Annotated in this window: 17 protein-coding genes; 11 read left to right on the forward strand and 6 right to left on the reverse strand. The window is 66.3% G+C overall.

The features are described 5' to 3' along the window. Positions 1–188: 188 nt before the first annotated feature. The 6 genes from PT85_RS00005 to rimI all read left to right on the forward strand — a co-directional run bounded on the left by PT85_RS00005 (position 189) and on the right by rimI (position 6,271). Positions 189–1,289, forward strand: a complete 1,101-nt coding sequence (locus PT85_RS00005; RefSeq protein WP_039605606.1) for a hypothetical protein — start codon at positions 189–191, stop codon at positions 1,287–1,289. A gap of 29 nt (positions 1,290–1,318) precedes the next feature. After that, on the forward strand, positions 1,319–2,845 hold the full coding sequence (locus PT85_RS00010) for a hypothetical protein (protein WP_139182067.1): 1,527 nt from the start codon (positions 1,319–1,321) through the stop codon (positions 2,843–2,845). A 9-nt stretch (positions 2,846–2,854) separates the two neighbouring features. After that, complete coding sequence (locus tag PT85_RS00015) at positions 2,855–3,352, forward strand: DUF6160 family protein (RefSeq protein ID WP_039559832.1); 498 nt, start codon at positions 2,855–2,857, stop codon at positions 3,350–3,352. Between the two features lie 125 nt (positions 3,353–3,477). Beyond that, positions 3,478–5,028, forward strand: a complete 1,551-nt coding sequence (locus PT85_RS00020) for a 2-isopropylmalate synthase (RefSeq protein ID WP_039559833.1) — start codon at positions 3,478–3,480, stop codon at positions 5,026–5,028. Next, on the forward strand, positions 5,025–5,798 hold the full coding sequence (locus tag PT85_RS00025) for a hypothetical protein (RefSeq protein ID WP_039605607.1): 774 nt from the start codon (positions 5,025–5,027) through the stop codon (positions 5,796–5,798). The genes PT85_RS00020 and PT85_RS00025 overlap by 4 nt, the downstream gene beginning before the upstream one ends. A 17-nt stretch (positions 5,799–5,815) precedes the next feature. Continuing rightward, a complete protein-coding gene (rimI, locus tag PT85_RS00030; RefSeq protein WP_039559837.1) occupies positions 5,816–6,271 on the forward strand; it encodes a ribosomal protein S18-alanine N-acetyltransferase in 456 nt (151 codons plus the stop codon). Here the strand turns inward: rimI and PT85_RS00035 are convergent. Next, a complete protein-coding gene (locus tag PT85_RS00035; protein WP_039605608.1) occupies positions 6,268–6,708 on the reverse strand; it encodes a hypothetical protein in 441 nt (146 codons plus the stop codon). The genes rimI and PT85_RS00035 overlap by 4 nt on opposite strands. Before the next feature lie 92 nt (positions 6,709–6,800). Between PT85_RS00035 and PT85_RS00040 the strand changes: the two genes are divergently transcribed. After that, complete coding sequence (locus tag PT85_RS00040; RefSeq protein ID WP_039605609.1) at positions 6,801–8,726, forward strand: bifunctional metallophosphatase/5'-nucleotidase; 1,926 nt, start codon at positions 6,801–6,803, stop codon at positions 8,724–8,726. Here PT85_RS00040 and PT85_RS00045 read toward each other — a convergent pair. From PT85_RS00045 to PT85_RS00055, 3 genes are read right to left on the reverse strand one after another with little or no spacing between them, the layout of a single operon-like run. After that, on the reverse strand, positions 8,713–9,330 hold the full coding sequence (locus PT85_RS00045) for a TPM domain-containing protein (protein WP_027591842.1): 618 nt from the start codon (positions 9,328–9,330) through the stop codon (positions 8,713–8,715). The two genes, PT85_RS00040 and PT85_RS00045, sit on opposite strands and share 14 nt — an antisense overlap. 12 nt (positions 9,331–9,342) lie before the next feature. Further along, a complete protein-coding gene (locus tag PT85_RS00050) occupies positions 9,343–10,083 on the reverse strand; it encodes a TPM domain-containing protein (RefSeq protein WP_039605610.1) in 741 nt (246 codons plus the stop codon). Then, complete coding sequence (locus PT85_RS00055; RefSeq protein WP_039559845.1) at positions 10,083–10,664, reverse strand: LemA family protein; 582 nt, start codon at positions 10,662–10,664, stop codon at positions 10,083–10,085. The genes PT85_RS00050 and PT85_RS00055 overlap by 1 nt, the downstream gene beginning before the upstream one ends. Before the next feature lie 125 nt (positions 10,665–10,789). On the opposite strand from PT85_RS00055, the gene PT85_RS00060 reads away from it, so the two are divergent. The 4 genes from PT85_RS00060 to phnE are packed head-to-tail and all read left to right on the forward strand — an operon-like array spanning position 10,790 to position 14,026. Next, positions 10,790–11,644, forward strand: a complete 855-nt coding sequence (locus PT85_RS00060) for a putative selenate ABC transporter substrate-binding protein (RefSeq protein WP_039605611.1) — start codon at positions 10,790–10,792, stop codon at positions 11,642–11,644. Beyond that, positions 11,641–12,438 (forward strand): phosphonate ABC transporter ATP-binding protein, encoded by a 798-nt coding sequence (locus PT85_RS00065; RefSeq protein WP_027590845.1) that lies wholly within the window; start codon positions 11,641–11,643, stop codon positions 12,436–12,438. The genes PT85_RS00060 and PT85_RS00065 overlap by 4 nt, the downstream gene beginning before the upstream one ends. Further along, the gene (locus PT85_RS00070; protein WP_039605612.1) at positions 12,438–13,262 is read left to right on the forward strand and encodes a PhnE/PtxC family ABC transporter permease; all 825 of its coding nucleotides are present in this window, start codon (positions 12,438–12,440) and stop codon (positions 13,260–13,262) included. Before PT85_RS00065 ends, PT85_RS00070 begins: the two co-directional genes overlap by 1 nt. Then, positions 13,259–14,026 carry a phosphonate ABC transporter, permease protein PhnE gene (phnE, locus tag PT85_RS00075; RefSeq protein WP_039605613.1) on the forward strand — a complete coding sequence of 256 codons (768 nt, stop codon included), beginning with the start codon at positions 13,259–13,261 and terminating at the stop codon, positions 14,024–14,026. The genes PT85_RS00070 and phnE overlap by 4 nt, the downstream gene beginning before the upstream one ends. 107 nt (positions 14,027–14,133) lie before the next feature. Here phnE and PT85_RS00080 read toward each other — a convergent pair whose 3' ends face one another. Together PT85_RS00080 and PT85_RS00085 are read right to left on the reverse strand one after the other, a co-directional pair. Further along, the gene (locus tag PT85_RS00080) at positions 14,134–14,508 is read right to left on the reverse strand and encodes a DUF5064 family protein (protein WP_027590842.1); all 375 of its coding nucleotides are present in this window, start codon (positions 14,506–14,508) and stop codon (positions 14,134–14,136) included. 149 nt (positions 14,509–14,657) lie between these two features. Then, on the reverse strand, positions 14,658–14,978 hold the full coding sequence (locus PT85_RS00085; RefSeq protein WP_039605614.1) for a DUF2288 domain-containing protein: 321 nt from the start codon (positions 14,976–14,978) through the stop codon (positions 14,658–14,660). Positions 14,979–14,996 lie beyond the last annotated feature (18 nt).

Below are 14,996 nucleotides of genomic sequence, written 5' to 3' on the forward strand. Positions count from 1 at the left end.
CAACCGCGGGTTGGGGTTTTGTCTTTTCCACGGCCTGGTTGCGAAGTTGGTGTGTGGAAAAGGGTAACGCTCGTGGGGGGCTTCGGCCTGGAGGGGAGTTTTCGGCACGACTATGGGTTGGCTGCGTCAGCGGCGCGAATCCCTATAGTGGAGCATTCGGAAGCCTCTACTTTTCAAGGAAGACCCGAATGCATACCCCTCGAGCCGGGCGTTTGCTAAGCCTTGTCTGTGGTGCACTGGTCGCCGGAACCAGCGCAGCAGCACTGAAACCTCTGAACGATGCCGAGCTGTCTGCTGTTTCCGGTCAGGCTCTGATCAGTCTGGATGCCCTGACCTATGCTGGCTACCAGTACACCCGCATCAACTTCGGAGCGGAGATTGACGTCCTCCTCAACATGGATGAGCTGCGCCTGGGTGACTTCGACCGCTCTGGCATCCCGGGGCTGGCGTCGAACCAGTCCGCTGACATTCTGATCAACAACTTCGCTCTCGGGCGGGTTCGTAACAACGATTCTTCTGCGGCTGCCATCGAGCCGTTCAAGATCCAGGATCCCTATCTGGAATTCGCCTTCAAGGTTAACGACCAGGGGATTCGAGAGGTCGCTGGTGTGCGCTTGGGTTTCGGTCGTTCCATGGGTCATCTCTCCGGGGACATCCTGTCGCTGACCGGCAAGATGCAGGGCAAGATCTATGGTCCAGCCTCCCTTGGCAAGGATTTCTACATGGAGCAGAACGGGATCAGCAATCTCGGCTGCCTGGTGGATATCAACTGCATCGCGCTTTCGCTGGCAGGTGACACGGAGGTCTACACGACCGTGGAGCTTCTGCAGCAGGGCACCGGCTATACCACGCTCGACGGGGTGCCTATCAACCGCGCCACACACATTGGCGTGCCTGCGGGTAGCTCGTTGCAGACCGATGAGACCGGCCTGATTGCGGCGTTGATCCCCACGCTGACCAAAGCGAGCAATTGTGAGGCCCTCGGGTTGATCACCTGTTTCCCGCTCACAAACTACAAGTCCATTTTTGTCGGTGACCCCACCAAGACGAACATTGCCCAAGGCGGCGCCGAGGGGATTTTCTTCTCGATCCAGAACCAGAACGTGCCCTGGCAGGATCTGGCCAATGCCGGCAAATTCGTGGATACCCAACGAGGCGCCTTTGCCAATTTCGCGAAGACAGGCAGCGGCGCAGATACCATTTACCCGTTCATGCTTAATCTCTTCGACGCCTTGCGGGGCACAGCCCGTGAACCAACTTGCATGGGTGCGCAGGCGGCGGGGTGCTGATCATGAATCGTTGGGCTCGGGATGGTGCCTTGCTGCTGCTCCTGGCCAGTACCCACGCAGGTGCAATGCAACCGCTGGACGATCGAGAACTGGATTCGGTCAGTGGTTCCGGGATCGGCTTCTTTCTCGATAGCTTCCTATACGACAAGGGGGAGGCGACGGCGCGGATCGAGGGCTTCAAGGATTCCAATGGCAATCCCGTGGTTATCCATCTGGAGGACTCCTATATAAAAGGGCAGGGCAGCCAACGGGGTTCCCTGGACACCCTGGCGGCCATCGGCAGCCCGCTGCATCCCTTCCGGTTAGGGATCGTGGAGGCTGCGCAGGTACCCTCCTTGCCCGTTGGTGTTGAGGCGCTGCAACTGAAGACGCCTACCTGGACGGACCCCCTCAACAACACTCATCAGTACGGCCTGTGGTCTTATTACCAGGGGTGCCTGTTTGGCGAGGCGGGTTGCAACAATCCCGATCTGGCCGTGACCAACCTGAATGCCGACATGGCCGCCCTGACGGCTCGGCAGTCATCCCTGCTTCAGCGCTATGCGGGGGTGGGCTTCCTGACCCTGCAGCAGGAAATCAATGCCGACATGGTGCTCGTCCAGACCCGGCAGCAGACCGTGGATACGATCAACGACCAGTACAACACCGCCCGTAGCACGATGACGAACCTGCACGGGGCGGCCCGGGATACCGGTATCTATCCCAAGCCCGCGCTGGGTGAGAAATACTGGTGCGGGAACGCTTGTATCCCCTCCGATGTAAGGGCTTACAACGCATCGGTCGATACGTTCATGGGCAAGAGTGACGAACTCATGGCTGCTTACCTCGCACTGAGCGAGGCCTGGCAGAAAGAACGCTATGGCCTGACGTTGACTGAGCGGGCACAGGACTACAACGAGTTCAGCAGCCTCTGCGGAACACCGAGCGCTGAACAGCCCACCTGTAGTGCAGGCCGCATCACCAAGCTGGAAGGGGACAGGGCGTCCCTGCTGCTGGTCGCTTCCTCACTGAAGGACGGCAAGACACGGGTTCCGGGCCTGGATATCGGCTTTGGCTCGGTGTTCAGTCTGCCCTCTACCGCCTGGAGCGGCAGTTCCAGCGGCGCGACCCAGGGTGCTACGACCACGCGGAGCGACTTCTTCTCCCTGAACATCGAGGGTTTCACCCTGCATGGCTCGTATCTGAACATATGGGGAAATGCGGATGGACTGGTGGGTGAGATCAGCATGCAGCTGTACGCCGACAAGCTGATCGCCGGTGCCTGCCGCGATTGCAGCGATGCCAATCGTCTGGTCGCCAAGAACCTCTATCTCGACCTCAACCTTGGCCATGGGCGCCTGCAGCCCCTTAACTTCAGTGTGCTGGGTGATGGCGAACTGCGTTTCCGCCTGCCGGGGGTGACATGGGCCAACCACCAGCAGTTCTATGCTCAGGTGCCGAAGAGCAACATCAGCATCGGCAACCTTTCGTTGAGTAACGTCAACCTGGGTTCCCAGGCCATTCGCGGCTTGCGCATCGACTACCTGGACATGCGAACGGTCAATCTGCCGCGCTGAGGAGGAAACATGCTTCGTTCTTTCGCCTGTCTGCTGAGTATTCTTTCCCCCTTGGCGCTGGCCGATCTGCAGCCTCTGGAAGAGGCGGAGATGGCAGCGGTCAATGGCCAGGACGGCATCAGTATCAGTGCGTCCATCCGCTTCAACCCGAACCCGCAACTGACGCGCTGTCCCGGCGGCTGCGGGGCGCGTGTCGCGATCCGACCAGGTCAAAGTGCCGGGGTTATCGCCATCGACAACATCAAGGGCACCTTCAGTTTCGATGGCGTCACCCTGGATGTCGTGACCATTGATAGCGGCTTCAATGGCGAGGGGGCCCTGTTCAATCAGGACGCACTCAAGCTGGGGTTACGCGAGAGTCATTTCAGTGATGTCCAGTTCACCCTCTCCGGTGCCAACCAGGTCAGCGTCAGCCAGCCGGAACTGCAGCAGACCGATCTACTGACCTTCCACACCGACGGACAGGTGCAACTGCGCGGCGACCTTTACATCTTCCCCTCGAACTGAAGGCGTTGACGGCCCGACTCGGGAACTGGTGCTTTCCCCTCGACAGGTTTCCGGCCACAATTCGCCGCATGTGGCGTGCGGGACTACCGGCGCCGGGTCGAGACTTGGGTTCCGAGGGTGCCGATATGAGCAGCAGCGAGCGCGTCATCATTTTCGATACCACTCTGCGCGATGGTGAGCAGAGCCCCGGTGCTTCCATGACCGGTGAGGAAAAGCTGCGAATCGCCAAGGCGTTGGAGCGCCTGAAGGTCGACGTCATCGAAGCCGGCTTTGCCATCGCCAGCCCCGGCGACTTTGCGGCGGTGAAGGCCATCGCCGATACCATCAAGGACAGCACTGTCTGCAGCCTGGCCCGGGCCCTGGACGCCGATATCGAGCGCGCTGCCGAGGCACTGGCCGGCGCCAATTCGGCACGCATCCACACCTTCATCGCCACCAGCCCCATCCATATGCAGCACAAGTTGCGTATGGCGCCCGATCAGGTGGTGGAGCAGGCCGTACGTGCGGTCCGCAAGGCGCGTAACCTGTGCGCCGACGTCGAATTCTCCTGCGAGGACGCCGGCCGCTCCGAGCTCGACTTCCTGTGCCGGATCATCGAGGCGGCCATTGATGCCGGCGCCCGCACCATCAACATTCCCGATACCGTGGGCTATGCCATTCCGCACCAGTACGGCGAGCTGATCGCTCAGTTGCTGGCGCGCATCCCCAATGCCGACAAGGCGATCTTCTCCGTGCATTGCCACAACGACCTGGGCCTGGCGGTGGCCAACTCGCTGGCCGCGGTAGCCGCCGGCGCACGCCAGGTGGAATGCACCATCAACGGCCTCGGGGAGCGGGCCGGCAACGCCGCGCTGGAAGAAGTGGTGATGGCCCTGCGCACCCGCCAGGATCTGTTCGGGCTGAGCACGCGCATCGAGACCGAGCACATCCTGGCCGCGTCCCGACTGGTTTCCGGCATCACCGGATTCCCCGTCCAGCCGAACAAGGCCATCGTCGGCGCCAACGCCTTCGCCCATGAGTCAGGCATTCACCAGGACGGCGTGCTCAAGCACCGCGAGACCTACGAGATCATGTCCGCCGAGTCGGTGGGCTGGAACACCAATCGCATGGTACTGGGCAAGCATTCCGGACGCGCCGCCTTCCGTTCGCGCCTTGAGGCGCTGGGCATCGGTTTCGCCAGCGATACGGAGCTCAACGCCGCCTTCGCGCGCTTCAAGGAACTGGCCGACCGCAAGCACGAGATCTTCGACGAAGACTTGCAGGCGCTGGTAACCGACACGCTGGCGGCGGAGATGCCCGAGCCGTTCAAGCTGAGCGACCTGGCGGTGACCAGCCGGATGGGCGAGGTGCCGGTGGCGCGCCTGGTTCTCAACCTGAATGGCGTGGAACGGGAAGCCCAGGCCCAGGGTTCCGGTCCGGTGGACGCCACCTTCAAGGCCATCGAAAGTCTGGTGCACTCCCAGGCGACCTTGCAGCTGTATTCGGTCAATGCCATCACCCAGGGCACCGACTCCCAGGGCGAGGTCACGGTGCGCCTGGAAAAGGATGGCCGCATCGTCAACGGCAACGGCGCCGATACGGATATCATCGTCGCCTCCGCCAAGGCCTACCTGAACGCGCTGAACCTGATGCAGGCCGGCGCGCGCAAGGCCCATCCGCAGGTATCCGGGATTTGATCGACGAAGCGCGCCGCCGCGCCTATTTGCGCGCCATGCAGATTGACAGCTGGGCCGCCTGCCGCACCCTGCCGTTTGCTGCGCCGTCCAACGCCGAGCTGTGGCTGCCGTTGCCTGTCGCGGTGCCGGAGCGTTTGCCGACTGCAGTGCAGGAAACCGCTGTGTCAGCGCCGGCTGCAACGATGCCCCGGGCCGAGTTGCCGCGGCCGCAGCTGCGCCCGCAGGTCCGCCCGGCCAGTGCCGTGGTGGACGAACCAGCGCCCGCGCCGAAGCCGGTGACCCGCAGCAGCGAACTGCCGCGCTTCAGCCAGCAACTGCTGCGTGCCGGACAATGCCTGCTGCTGGTGGAACTGCCCACCGGCGAGACGTTTCAGGGGCGCGATCCCGCCTATCTGCTGCTGCGCGATCTGCTACGCGCCGCCGGCCTGCCGGACAGCCCGCAACTGGTGGGTGAGCCGGTGCGCTGGCCGCTCCTGCAGGCCGGCAGCCTGGACCAGGGGCCGGAAATGGCCCGCGAGTTCGTGCAGAGTTTCGTTGCCGCGCGTCTGGAGGAACAGGCGCCGTGCGCCTGCCTCTGGCTGATCGGCGCCTCGGCGCTGCGCTTCGCTGGCGATCTGGAGCCCGGCGCGGTCCTGCGCGAGCTGCACCACGAAACGCTGGGGCCTGCCTGGACGCTGCCGGGTCTCGATCAACTGCTGGAACAACCTGCACTCAAAGCCGAGCTCTGGCGCTCGATGCGCCGGGTGATGCGCCGCTGGCAATCCCACTGAAGTAATCCCGACCCGCCATGACCGACAACCTGCATTTCCGCCCCATGACCGAAGCGGACCTCGACGCCGTGCTTGAGATCGAACGCTCGGCTTTCAGCCATCCCTGGTCGCCGGGCATCTTCCGCGACGCCTTGAAGTCGTATGAATGCTGGGTGATGCTCGAGGCCGGCCGCCAGGTTGGCCACGGCGTCATCGACCTGATCCTCGACGAGGCCCACCTGCTGAACATCACCGTCGCCCCGGATTGCCAGGGCCGGGGGCTCGGGCTGGCCCTGCTGAATCATCTGATGACCCGCTCGCGGGAGCGCGGCGGCCAGGAGTGTTTCCTCGAAGTGCGCGCCTCCAACCACAGCGCCTATCGACTTTATGAGCGCTACGGCTTCAACGAGATCGGCCGGCGTCGCAACTATTATCCGGCCGCCGGCGGCGGTTCCGAGGATGCGCTGGTCATGGCCTGCACGCTGCTCGACTAGCGCTCGTCCTCTTCGTCTTCCTCCTCGTCCGGCCGGCCATCCAGCGGCATGACCCGCGCCATCTCGGCCTCGTCCAGCCCGCCGCCCTCGCCGATCTCACTCTCGTCGACGATGCTCAGGTCCTGGTCGGCAGGCAGGCCCTGGCCGCGCTCGCGGGGCGAGCGCGCGCCACTCTCGTCGAACAGGGTTTCCGGGCTGAGGTCATCCTGGGTGATGCCGTCCTCATGCACGTCCGGCCCCAGGGATTCTCCGCCGGTCATGCCGGCCTCGCGCTCGCGTTCCGGGGTCAACTGGTCCAGAACCTCACGGGGGGCGGGCTCGCCGAAGCGCCCGCTCGGCCCCGGGTCGTCGAAATCCAGCTGCTCGATCGAGCCCATGCGATCTTCCATCGTGTCGATTTCGGAGGGTCCGCTGGGCGGATGCTTCTTGTCGTTCATGGCCAGGACTCCACGGCTGCTCGTGCAGTGGACCGGGCAAAGATGGGATGATTCCGCCGCGCCGGCCGTCGGCGGCGCCCACAGGAGTGAACATGCGCATCATCGGTAGTCTGCTGGCACTGGCCTGCCTCATGGCCAGCCTGGCAAGCGGAGCGGCGGAACGCCGCTTCGTGGTCCTGCACACCAACGACTGGCAGTCGCGGCTGCTGGGCTATGGCCCCAACAGCGAGTACAGCCCGAATTCCCTGAACGACGACCTGACCGTCGGCGGCGTCGCGCGTCTGGCCACGTTGCTACACGAGCGCCGCGCAGCGCTCGGCGAGGTGCCGCTGCTGACCCTGGATGCCGGCGATTTCAGCATGGGCACGCTGTTTCACACGGTGGCCCGCGAGGAGGGCGGCGAACTGCGCCTGCTCGGCGCGTTGGGCTACGACGCCACCACGCTGGGCAACCACGAGTTCGATTTCCGCCCCGCCGGCCTGGCGCAGATGATCGCGGCCGCCGAGCGGGCCGGCGACGCACCGAATGTGCCGATCCTGGCCAGCAATATCCGTTTCTCTGCCCGGAGCGCCGACGACGATGCCCTGGAAGCGCTGCAGCGCGCCGGTCGTATCCAGCCGTACCGGATCGTGGAGAAGGGCGGCCTGCGTTTCGGCCTGTTCGGCCTGATGGGCCGCGATGCGGTGGAGGTCAGCCCGCTGATGGCGCCAGTGACCTTCGCCGACCCGCTGGCCACCGCCCGCGACATGGTGCGCCTGCTGCGTGAACAGGAGCGGGTCGACGTGGTCATCCTGCTCTCGCACATGGGCGTCAGCGCGCAGCCAGACGGCAGCTGGCGCGGCGAAGACGTCGAACTGGTCGAGCAGGTGCCGGGCATCGACCTGGTAATCGGTGCACACTCCCACAGCCTGTTGCGAGAGCCGCTGCGGGTCAACGACACCACCCTCGTGCAGGTCGGCTCGGAGATCCAGTACCTGGGCGAGCTGCACATGACGCTGGATGCGCAGGGGCGCGCCCGAGTCGCGGAGTATCGCCTACACGCCATCGACGACCGCACTCCCGGCGATCCCGCCATCAGCCAGCGGGTCGCCGCGCTGCAGCAGGCGGTCAGCGAGCGGGTGCTGGCCGCCCATGGCTACGCCTTCGATCAGCCGCTGGCGCGGGTCGAGCGCACCCTGACGCGCGCCTACGACGACCCGGTGCTGGGCAATCTGGTTACCGATGCCCTGCGCCGCGGGGCCGGCAGCGATATCGCCTTCACCGGTAACGGCACCCTGCGCGACGAGCTTTACCGCGGCCGCGAGGGCGTGCAGAGCGTGGCGGACCTGTTCCGCGTCGCGCCGCTGGGCATCGGCGAGTTCGACGACCAGCCCGGCTATCCGCTGATGCGCGTGTACTTCACCCCCCGCGAGATCCGCCAGATCCTCGAAGTGCTGCTGCTCGCCTACCAGATGCGTGACAGCGACAGCTACTACCCGCGCGTCTCCGGCGTGAAGTTCACCTACAACCCCTGGCGCATGCCGTTCGACCGCGTCAGCCGCATCTGGCTGGGTGATGCCGAGCGCGGCTATCGCGAGCTGGACCCGGACGCCCCCGGTCTGATCAGCCTGGGCGCCACCACCTACGTGGGCAGCTTCACCTGGCTGATTCCCGAGCTGACCTACGGCCTGTTCGAGGTGGTGCCCAAGGACGCCGAGGGTCGCCCGCTGGCGCAGATTCGCGACGCCGTGCTGGATCGCGACCCCGACACGCCGGGCATCCAGGAATACAAAGAATGGCAGGCCTTCCTCGACCATGTGGCGGCGCTGCCAGCGCGGGACGCCCGGGGGCTGGCGCTGCTCACCGATCAGGGCGCCGCTGCCGAGCAGCGCATGCTGCGGGTGGCCAGCCTGGCGCCGAGCGAGCTGTTCCGCCACGCCGGCGGGCTGCAATGGACGGCCACGCTGCTGTGCGCGTTGTTGCTGTGGCTGGCCGGCTGGCTGACCTGGCGCCTGTGGCGCCGGGTCAGGGCAGGATGACGAGACGGTCCGACAGCTGATTGTGCGGGTGGCTGGCCGGCAGCCGCTCGCGCAGCACCGCGCCACAGCCTTCGATGCAATCGAGGAAACCCTGCAGCACCTGACCCTGGCGCACCTGTGCGGTGAAGCGGTCCACCTGGGCCTGCCAGGTGGCATCCTCGATCCGGCTGGCAATGCCCCGGTCGACGAGGATCTCCACGTAGTGCTCGGCCTCGCTGACGAAGATCAGCATGCCGACGTCGCCGTGGGTGTGATGCAGCTTCTGTTCGAGGAACTGCCTGCGGGCCAGATTGGCGGCGCGCCAGTGGCGTACCGCGCGGGGCGTCAGGCGCACCCGCAGCGCGGGCAGGCGAAACAGCAGGGCCAGAGCCAGAAAACCCAGCCATTGCACCAGCAACAGTTGCCGGGCGTTCCACCATTCACCGAACAGGTTGAGCAGCCCAGGCAGCAGCAGGACAAGCAGACCGGCCCAGAGCAGGGCGATGTAGCGGTAGTCGTCGGCCTGCGCGGCCAGCACCGTGACCAGCTCAGCGTCGGTGTCGCGCTCCACCCGGGCGATGGCCTCGGCCACCCGCTGTTGTTCCTGTTCGTTGAGCAGGCTCATCTCGTCTCCCGTCTACCAGCCACCCGAGGCGCCGCCGCCCCCGAAACCACCCCCGCCACCGCCGAATCCGCCACCCCCGAATCCGCCACCCCCGCCCCGGCCCATTAGCGCGCCCAATGCGGCAGCGGCCATGACCGAGCGCGCCTGCCGGCCGCGGCCGCCACGGCCACCGCCGATGCCGATCACCGCCAGCATCACCAGGAACACAATCAGCAGCACCAGCAGCGGTGGCTGCTCCTGGGCGGGCTGGCCCAGCGCCGGTAGATAGCCCTCCATCGGCTCGCCACCGACCACCTGGATCATCCCTTCCACCCCGGCACGAATCCCGCCGGCGAAATCGCCCTGGCGAAACGCCGGGGCGATCAGGTTGTGGATGATCAGCGCACTCTGCGCATCGGTCAGGCGATCCTCCAGTCCATAGCCGACCTCGATGCGGATGCGGCGTTCGGCCTGGGCCACGATCAGCAGCGCGCCGTTGTCGCGACCCTTCTGGCCGATGCCCCATTCACGCCCCAGCGCGAGCCCGGTTTCCTCGATGCTGCGTCCGGCCAGGTCGGGCAACGTGACCACCACCAGCTGGTCGCCGGTGGCCTGCTCGTGGCCGGCCAGCAGACGGTTCAGCTCGGCCTCCTGGGCGGCGTCGAGCAGTTCGGCGCGGTCGACCACCCGGCCGGTGAGCGCGGGCACCGGCGGCTGGGCGAATGCCAGCACGGCCCAGAAAACCAGGCACAGACCGGACAGCGCGCGGAGCATCAGAAGCGCACGGCCGGCACCTGCTCGGCGTCCGGTGCGGTGGCCTCGAAGGTCTCGCGCAGCGGCATGTCGCTGTACAGCAACGTGTGCCAGATGCGCCCCGGGAAGGTGCGGATCTCGGTGTTGTAGCGCTGCACGGCGGCGATAAAGTCGCGGCGCGCCACCGCGATGCGGTTTTCGGTGCCTTCCAGCTGTGACTGCAGGGCCAGGAAGTTCTGGTTGGACTTGAGGTCCGGATAGCGCTCTACCACCACCATCAGGCGGCTCAGGGCGCCGCTGAGCTGCTGCTGGGCCTGATCGAACTGGCGCAGCTGCTCGGGGTTGTCCAGCGTGGAGGCATCCACCTGGATGGAGGTGGCCCGGGCGCGGGCCTCGATGACCGCCGTCAGGGTGTCCTGCTCCTGGCGGGCGAAACCCTTCACGGTCTCCACCAGGTTGGGAATCAGGTCGGCGCGCCGCTGGTACTGGTTCTCCACCTGCGCCCAGGCGGATTTCACCTGCTCGTCATAGCTGGGAATGTTGTTGATGCCGCAGCCGCTCAAAAGCAGTGCGACCAGGAGCAGTGGAAGGTGGCGCAGCATCGCGGCGATCTCCGTCGGCAGGGCATGAAAATGAGCGTAGCCGCATTGAGCCCTTACGCCGCCTGCGCGCGCCTCCTATAATCCGCGCCGCCCGACCCTTTTCCGCTATTGAACCGGAGAATCCCATGCTCAACCGTCCCCTGACGCTGGTCGCCAGTGTCGTCCTGTCCCTGTCCGCCGCATTCGCCAACGCCGCCGAGGTGCTGCGCGTATCCGCCATCCCCGACGAAGCGCCTACCGAACTGCTGCGCAAGTTCAAGCCGCTGGGGGCCTACCTGGAGCAACAACTGGGCATGCCGGTGAAGTTCGTGCCGGTCTCGGATTACGCCGCCGTGGTGGAATCCATGGCCAGCGACCGCATCGACCTGGCCTGGCTGGGCGGTTTCACCTTCGTGCAGTTGCACCTGAAGGATGCCGAGGCTCGCCCGCTGGTGCAGCGCGAGCAGGACCGGGTGTTCACCAGCAAGTTCGTCACCGCCGATCCCAAGGTGCAATCGCTGGCCGACCTCAAGGGCAAGACCTTCGCCTTCGGCTCGATTTCCTCCACCTCCGGCAGCCTGATGCCGCGCTACTTCATGCTGCAGGACGGCGTGGTGCCGGAAGAGCATTTCAGCCGCGTGGCCTATTCCGGCGCCCATGACGCCACCGCCGCCTGGGTGCAGGCCGGTCGTGCCGACGCCGGGGTGCTGAATGCCTCGGTGTGGGACAAGCTGGTGGCCAGCGGCAAGGTGGATACCGGCAAGGTGCGCGTGTTCGCCACCACGCCCACCTACTACGACTACAACTGGACGGTGCGCGGCGGCCTGGATGCCGAGCTGGCGCAGCGCATTCAGGCGGCCTTCCTGGCCCTCGATCCGGCCAATCCGGAGCACAAGGCGATTCTCGACCTGCAGGCTGCCAGCCGCTTCGTCGAAACCCAGCCGGAAAACTACCAGAGCATCGAGCAGGCGGCCCGTTCGGCAGGGCTGCTGAAGGAGTGAGCGTTCGACTGGCCGGCGTGGGCTTTGTCCACGCCAACGGGGTGCAGACCCTTTCCGACATCGAGCTGAGCGTGGCGCCCGGCGAACGAGTGGCGGTGATCGGGCCTTCCGGGGCCGGCAAGACCACGCTGCTCAATCTGCTGGCCACCCGCTTGCGCCCCAGCCATGGCCGCCTGGAGCTGCTCGGCGAGCAGCCCTGGGCGCTGTCGTCCCGTGCCCGCCAGCGACTGCGCGCGCGCATTGGCCTGGTGCACCAGGCGCCGCCGTTGCCGCCGCGCCAGCGCGTGGTCACGGCGGTGGGCGCCGGGCGCATCGGGCGTTGGTCGACGCTGCGTGCGCTGGCGAACTTGGTCCATCCCCTTGACCGCGGCGGGGTACGCGATGCGCTGGCGCGTCTGGATCTCGCCGACAAGCTGTTTGCGCGCTGCGATCAGCTGTCGGGCGGGCAGCTGCAGCGGGTCGGCATCGCTCGCGTGCTTTATCAGTCCCCGGAGCTGATGCTGGCCGACGAGCCGGTGTCGGCCATGGATCCGATCCTTGCTGGCCATACCCTGGCGCTGCTCAATCGCGAGGCGGCACAGCGCGGCATCAGCCTGCTGGCCAGTGTGCACGCCGTGGAGCTGGCCCTCGAACACTTCCCGCGCATCGTCGGCGTGCGTGACGGACGCATTGTCTTCGACCGTCCCGCCGCCGAGGTGACGGCCGCCGAGCTGCAGGCCCTGTACGCCAACGCGCAACTGCAGCAGGCGCCCGAGTCTCACGCGCCGCTGCAACCGATCATTCCGCGCTGCTGATGAATAGCCTTCCCGGAGACCCGGCGGCCCTGCCGCGGCTGCTGTTGACCCTGCTGGCGCTGGCGCTGCTGTGGCCCGGCCTGTCGCTCAGCGAGCTGGACCTGACGGCGCTGTTCCGCGCTGACAACGCCACTGTGATGGGCGGCTTCCTGGCTGGCTTCTGGCCGCCGGCCCACGATGCGTCCTTCCTGCAGCTGCTCTGGCAGGCCACCCTGGAAACCCTGGCCATCGCCACGGCAGGCATGTGTCTGGCATTGCTGATCGCCATGCCCTGCGCGCTGCTGGCCACTCGGGCGCTGTCGCTGTCGGCGTTGCCGCGCGGCGGGCGTCCGGCCGGGTGGGCCGTCGCGTTGCGCTGGCCGGTGCGCGGCCTGCTGATCGTGCTGCGCAGCGTGCCGGAGATCGTCTGGGCCCTGCTGTTCGTGCGCGCCGTCGGCCTCGGCCCGACCGCCGGGGTGCTGGCCATCGCCATTACCTACAGCGGCATGCTCGGCAAGGTCTACGCGGAAATCTTCGAGTCGGTGGACCCGCGTCCTACCCGGGCCCTGTTCGGCGCGGGCAGCGGACGGCTGGCGGCCTTCGCCTACGGCATATTGCCGAATGCCGCCTCGGAAATGCTCTCCTACACCGTGTACCGCTGGGAGTGCGCCGTTCGCGCCTCGGTGGTGATGGGCTTCGTCGGCGCGGGCGGGCTGGGCCAGCAGATGGACCTGTCGCTGCGCATGTTCGCCGGCGGCGAAGTGGCCAGCATGCTGCTCACCTTCCTGCTGCTGGTGCTGCTGGCCGACCGGCTCAGTCGGCTGCTGCGGGAGCGCTACACATGACACGCCTGATCAACGGCCTGCTGCTGGCTGCCTTGCTGATTGCGGCGCTCTGGTCCTTCCAGTTCCTTGATCTGGACGTCGCCAACCTGGTCAGCGCCGACGGGCTGAGTCAGATGGGCGACTACGCCAGCGGTTTCCTGTCGCCGGATTTCTCCGCGCCACACCTGAACGCCATCGGTCGCGGCGCGCTGGAAACCCTGGCCATGTCGGCGCTGGGCACCCTGCTGGCCGCGCTGCTCGGTCTGGCGCTGGCGCTGCCGGCTTCCGGCCGCTATGGCGTCCTGGCGCTGCAGGCGTCGCGTTTGCTGCTCAACGCCGTGCGGGCCATTCCGGAACTGGTGTGGGCGGCGCTGATGGTGCTGGCCGCCGGACTCGGACCGAATGCCGGCACGCTGGCGCTGGCGCTGCACACCGCCGGGGTGCTGGGTCGACTGTTTGCCGAGGCGCTGGAGAACACGCCGGCCGAGCCGGCCGACGCGGTGCGTCTGGCCGGAGGAGGGCGGGTCGCTGCGTTCTGCTACGGCACGCTGCCGGGTGTCTGGCCGCAGCTGGTGGCCTACACGCTGTATCGCTGGGAAAACAATATCCGCATGGCCAGCGTGCTCGGCTTCGTCGGCGCTGGCGGGCTGGGGCAGATGCTCTACATCAGTCTGAGCCTGTTCCAGGAAGCCCAGGCCGCCACGGTGATCCTCGCCATGTTGCTGCTGGTGCTGGGTGTCGACGCGCTGAGCGGTTGGGTGCGCCAGCGCTGGGTGACTCAATAAGCGCGAGCGGACTTGCGCCTGTGGGAGCGGACTTGTCCGCGAGCTTTTCCTTGGCTGATACCAGAAGCTCGCGAATGAATTCGCTCCCACAGTGCACCACGCGCCGCTCACACCGTCGGCGGCTTGTCCTGCGCCACATGCTCCAGATCCACCGGCTCGCCGGGCTGCAGAGCCAGGCGTTCGCGAATGTCCTCGAACATCCGGTCGTACTCCGCATGATTCGGCAGGATAGGACTGTGCTCCGCCACCGGCAGGCCGTGACGTTCGGCGATACGGGCCACCTGGCTGGCGAAGTTCGGCGCGGTGTCGCGGTGCAGGCTCAGCTCCTCGGCGAAAGGCTTGCCGTCCAGCTCGCCGGAAATGCGCAGGTGGAGCATCGGTCCTTCCCGGGCGTCGTGCCGCACCTCGTAGTGGAGGTCGAGATGCCAGGCGGGGGAGTCGCCCGGCAGGCTGGCGCGGTGCAGATGGCCGGGTTCGAACATGGGCGCCTCGGAAGCAGGGGAAGGGTTTCCTCAGCCTAGGCGCCATTCGTTTTTTGTAGGAGCGGCTTTAGCCGCGAAGGCTGCGGGGTACGCAAGGGCGTCGCGGCTGAAGCCGCTCCTACAGTTCCTGCGGATGCTGAAGCACCGTCTTAGTGCATCGCGGCGCTGCCGGCGCGCTCCTGCACCAGCACCCAGGGTGCCACTACCACCGCCCAGAGATACGGATCGCGGCGCTGCCAGTCTTCGGCGTGCTCGGCGCTGATGCGTTCCAGCTGGCCCGAGGTCAGCCACGTGGCGACTTTCGACTGGTCATCCCCGGCCACGGCTTCGGCTACGGCCACCAGATCCAGGCTGGCATCGACCCATAACAGGCTGCCGTTGGCGAAGAACGGCTGCAGTTCCTCCCAGCGGATCGTGGCGGTTTCGCCCAGCAGCTTGGCATAAAGAGTGCTTTGGGTTTGCGAGGACATGGCATTCACCGGATTGAG

The organism is Pseudomonas flexibilis (assembly GCF_000806415.1).
Taxonomy (GTDB): domain Bacteria; phylum Pseudomonadota; class Gammaproteobacteria; order Pseudomonadales; family Pseudomonadaceae; genus Serpens; species Serpens flexibilis.

What these genes read in the sequence shown, in the direction of transcription:
- PT85_RS00005 (WP_039605606.1), top strand. Translation starts at nt 189, where the DNA reads ATGCATACCCCTCGAGCCGGGCGTTTGCTAAGCCTTGTCTGTGGTGCA.
- PT85_RS00015 (WP_039559832.1), top strand. Translation starts at nt 2,855, where the DNA reads ATGCTTCGTTCTTTCGCCTGTCTGCTGAGTATTCTTTCCCCCTTGGCG.
- PT85_RS00020 (WP_039559833.1), top strand. Translation starts at nt 3,478, where the DNA reads ATGAGCAGCAGCGAGCGCGTCATCATTTTCGATACCACTCTGCGCGAT.
- rimI (WP_039559837.1), top strand. Translation starts at nt 5,816, where the DNA reads ATGACCGACAACCTGCATTTCCGCCCCATGACCGAAGCGGACCTCGAC.
- PT85_RS00035 (WP_039605608.1), bottom strand. Translation starts at nt 6,708, where the DNA reads ATGAACGACAAGAAGCATCCGCCCAGCGGACCCTCCGAAATCGACACG.
- PT85_RS00040 (WP_039605609.1), top strand. Translation starts at nt 6,801, where the DNA reads ATGCGCATCATCGGTAGTCTGCTGGCACTGGCCTGCCTCATGGCCAGC.
- PT85_RS00045 (WP_027591842.1), bottom strand. Translation starts at nt 9,330, where the DNA reads ATGAGCCTGCTCAACGAACAGGAACAACAGCGGGTGGCCGAGGCCATC.
- PT85_RS00050 (WP_039605610.1), bottom strand. Translation starts at nt 10,083, where the DNA reads ATGCTCCGCGCGCTGTCCGGTCTGTGCCTGGTTTTCTGGGCCGTGCTG.
- PT85_RS00055 (WP_039559845.1), bottom strand. Translation starts at nt 10,664, where the DNA reads ATGCTGCGCCACCTTCCACTGCTCCTGGTCGCACTGCTTTTGAGCGGC.
- PT85_RS00060 (WP_039605611.1), top strand. Translation starts at nt 10,790, where the DNA reads ATGCTCAACCGTCCCCTGACGCTGGTCGCCAGTGTCGTCCTGTCCCTG.
- PT85_RS00070 (WP_039605612.1), top strand. Translation starts at nt 12,438, where the DNA reads ATGAATAGCCTTCCCGGAGACCCGGCGGCCCTGCCGCGGCTGCTGTTG.
- phnE (WP_039605613.1), top strand. Translation starts at nt 13,259, where the DNA reads ATGACACGCCTGATCAACGGCCTGCTGCTGGCTGCCTTGCTGATTGCG.
- PT85_RS00080 (WP_027590842.1), bottom strand. Translation starts at nt 14,508, where the DNA reads ATGTTCGAACCCGGCCATCTGCACCGCGCCAGCCTGCCGGGCGACTCC.
- PT85_RS00085 (WP_039605614.1), bottom strand. Translation starts at nt 14,978, where the DNA reads ATGTCCTCGCAAACCCAAAGCACTCTTTATGCCAAGCTGCTGGGCGAA.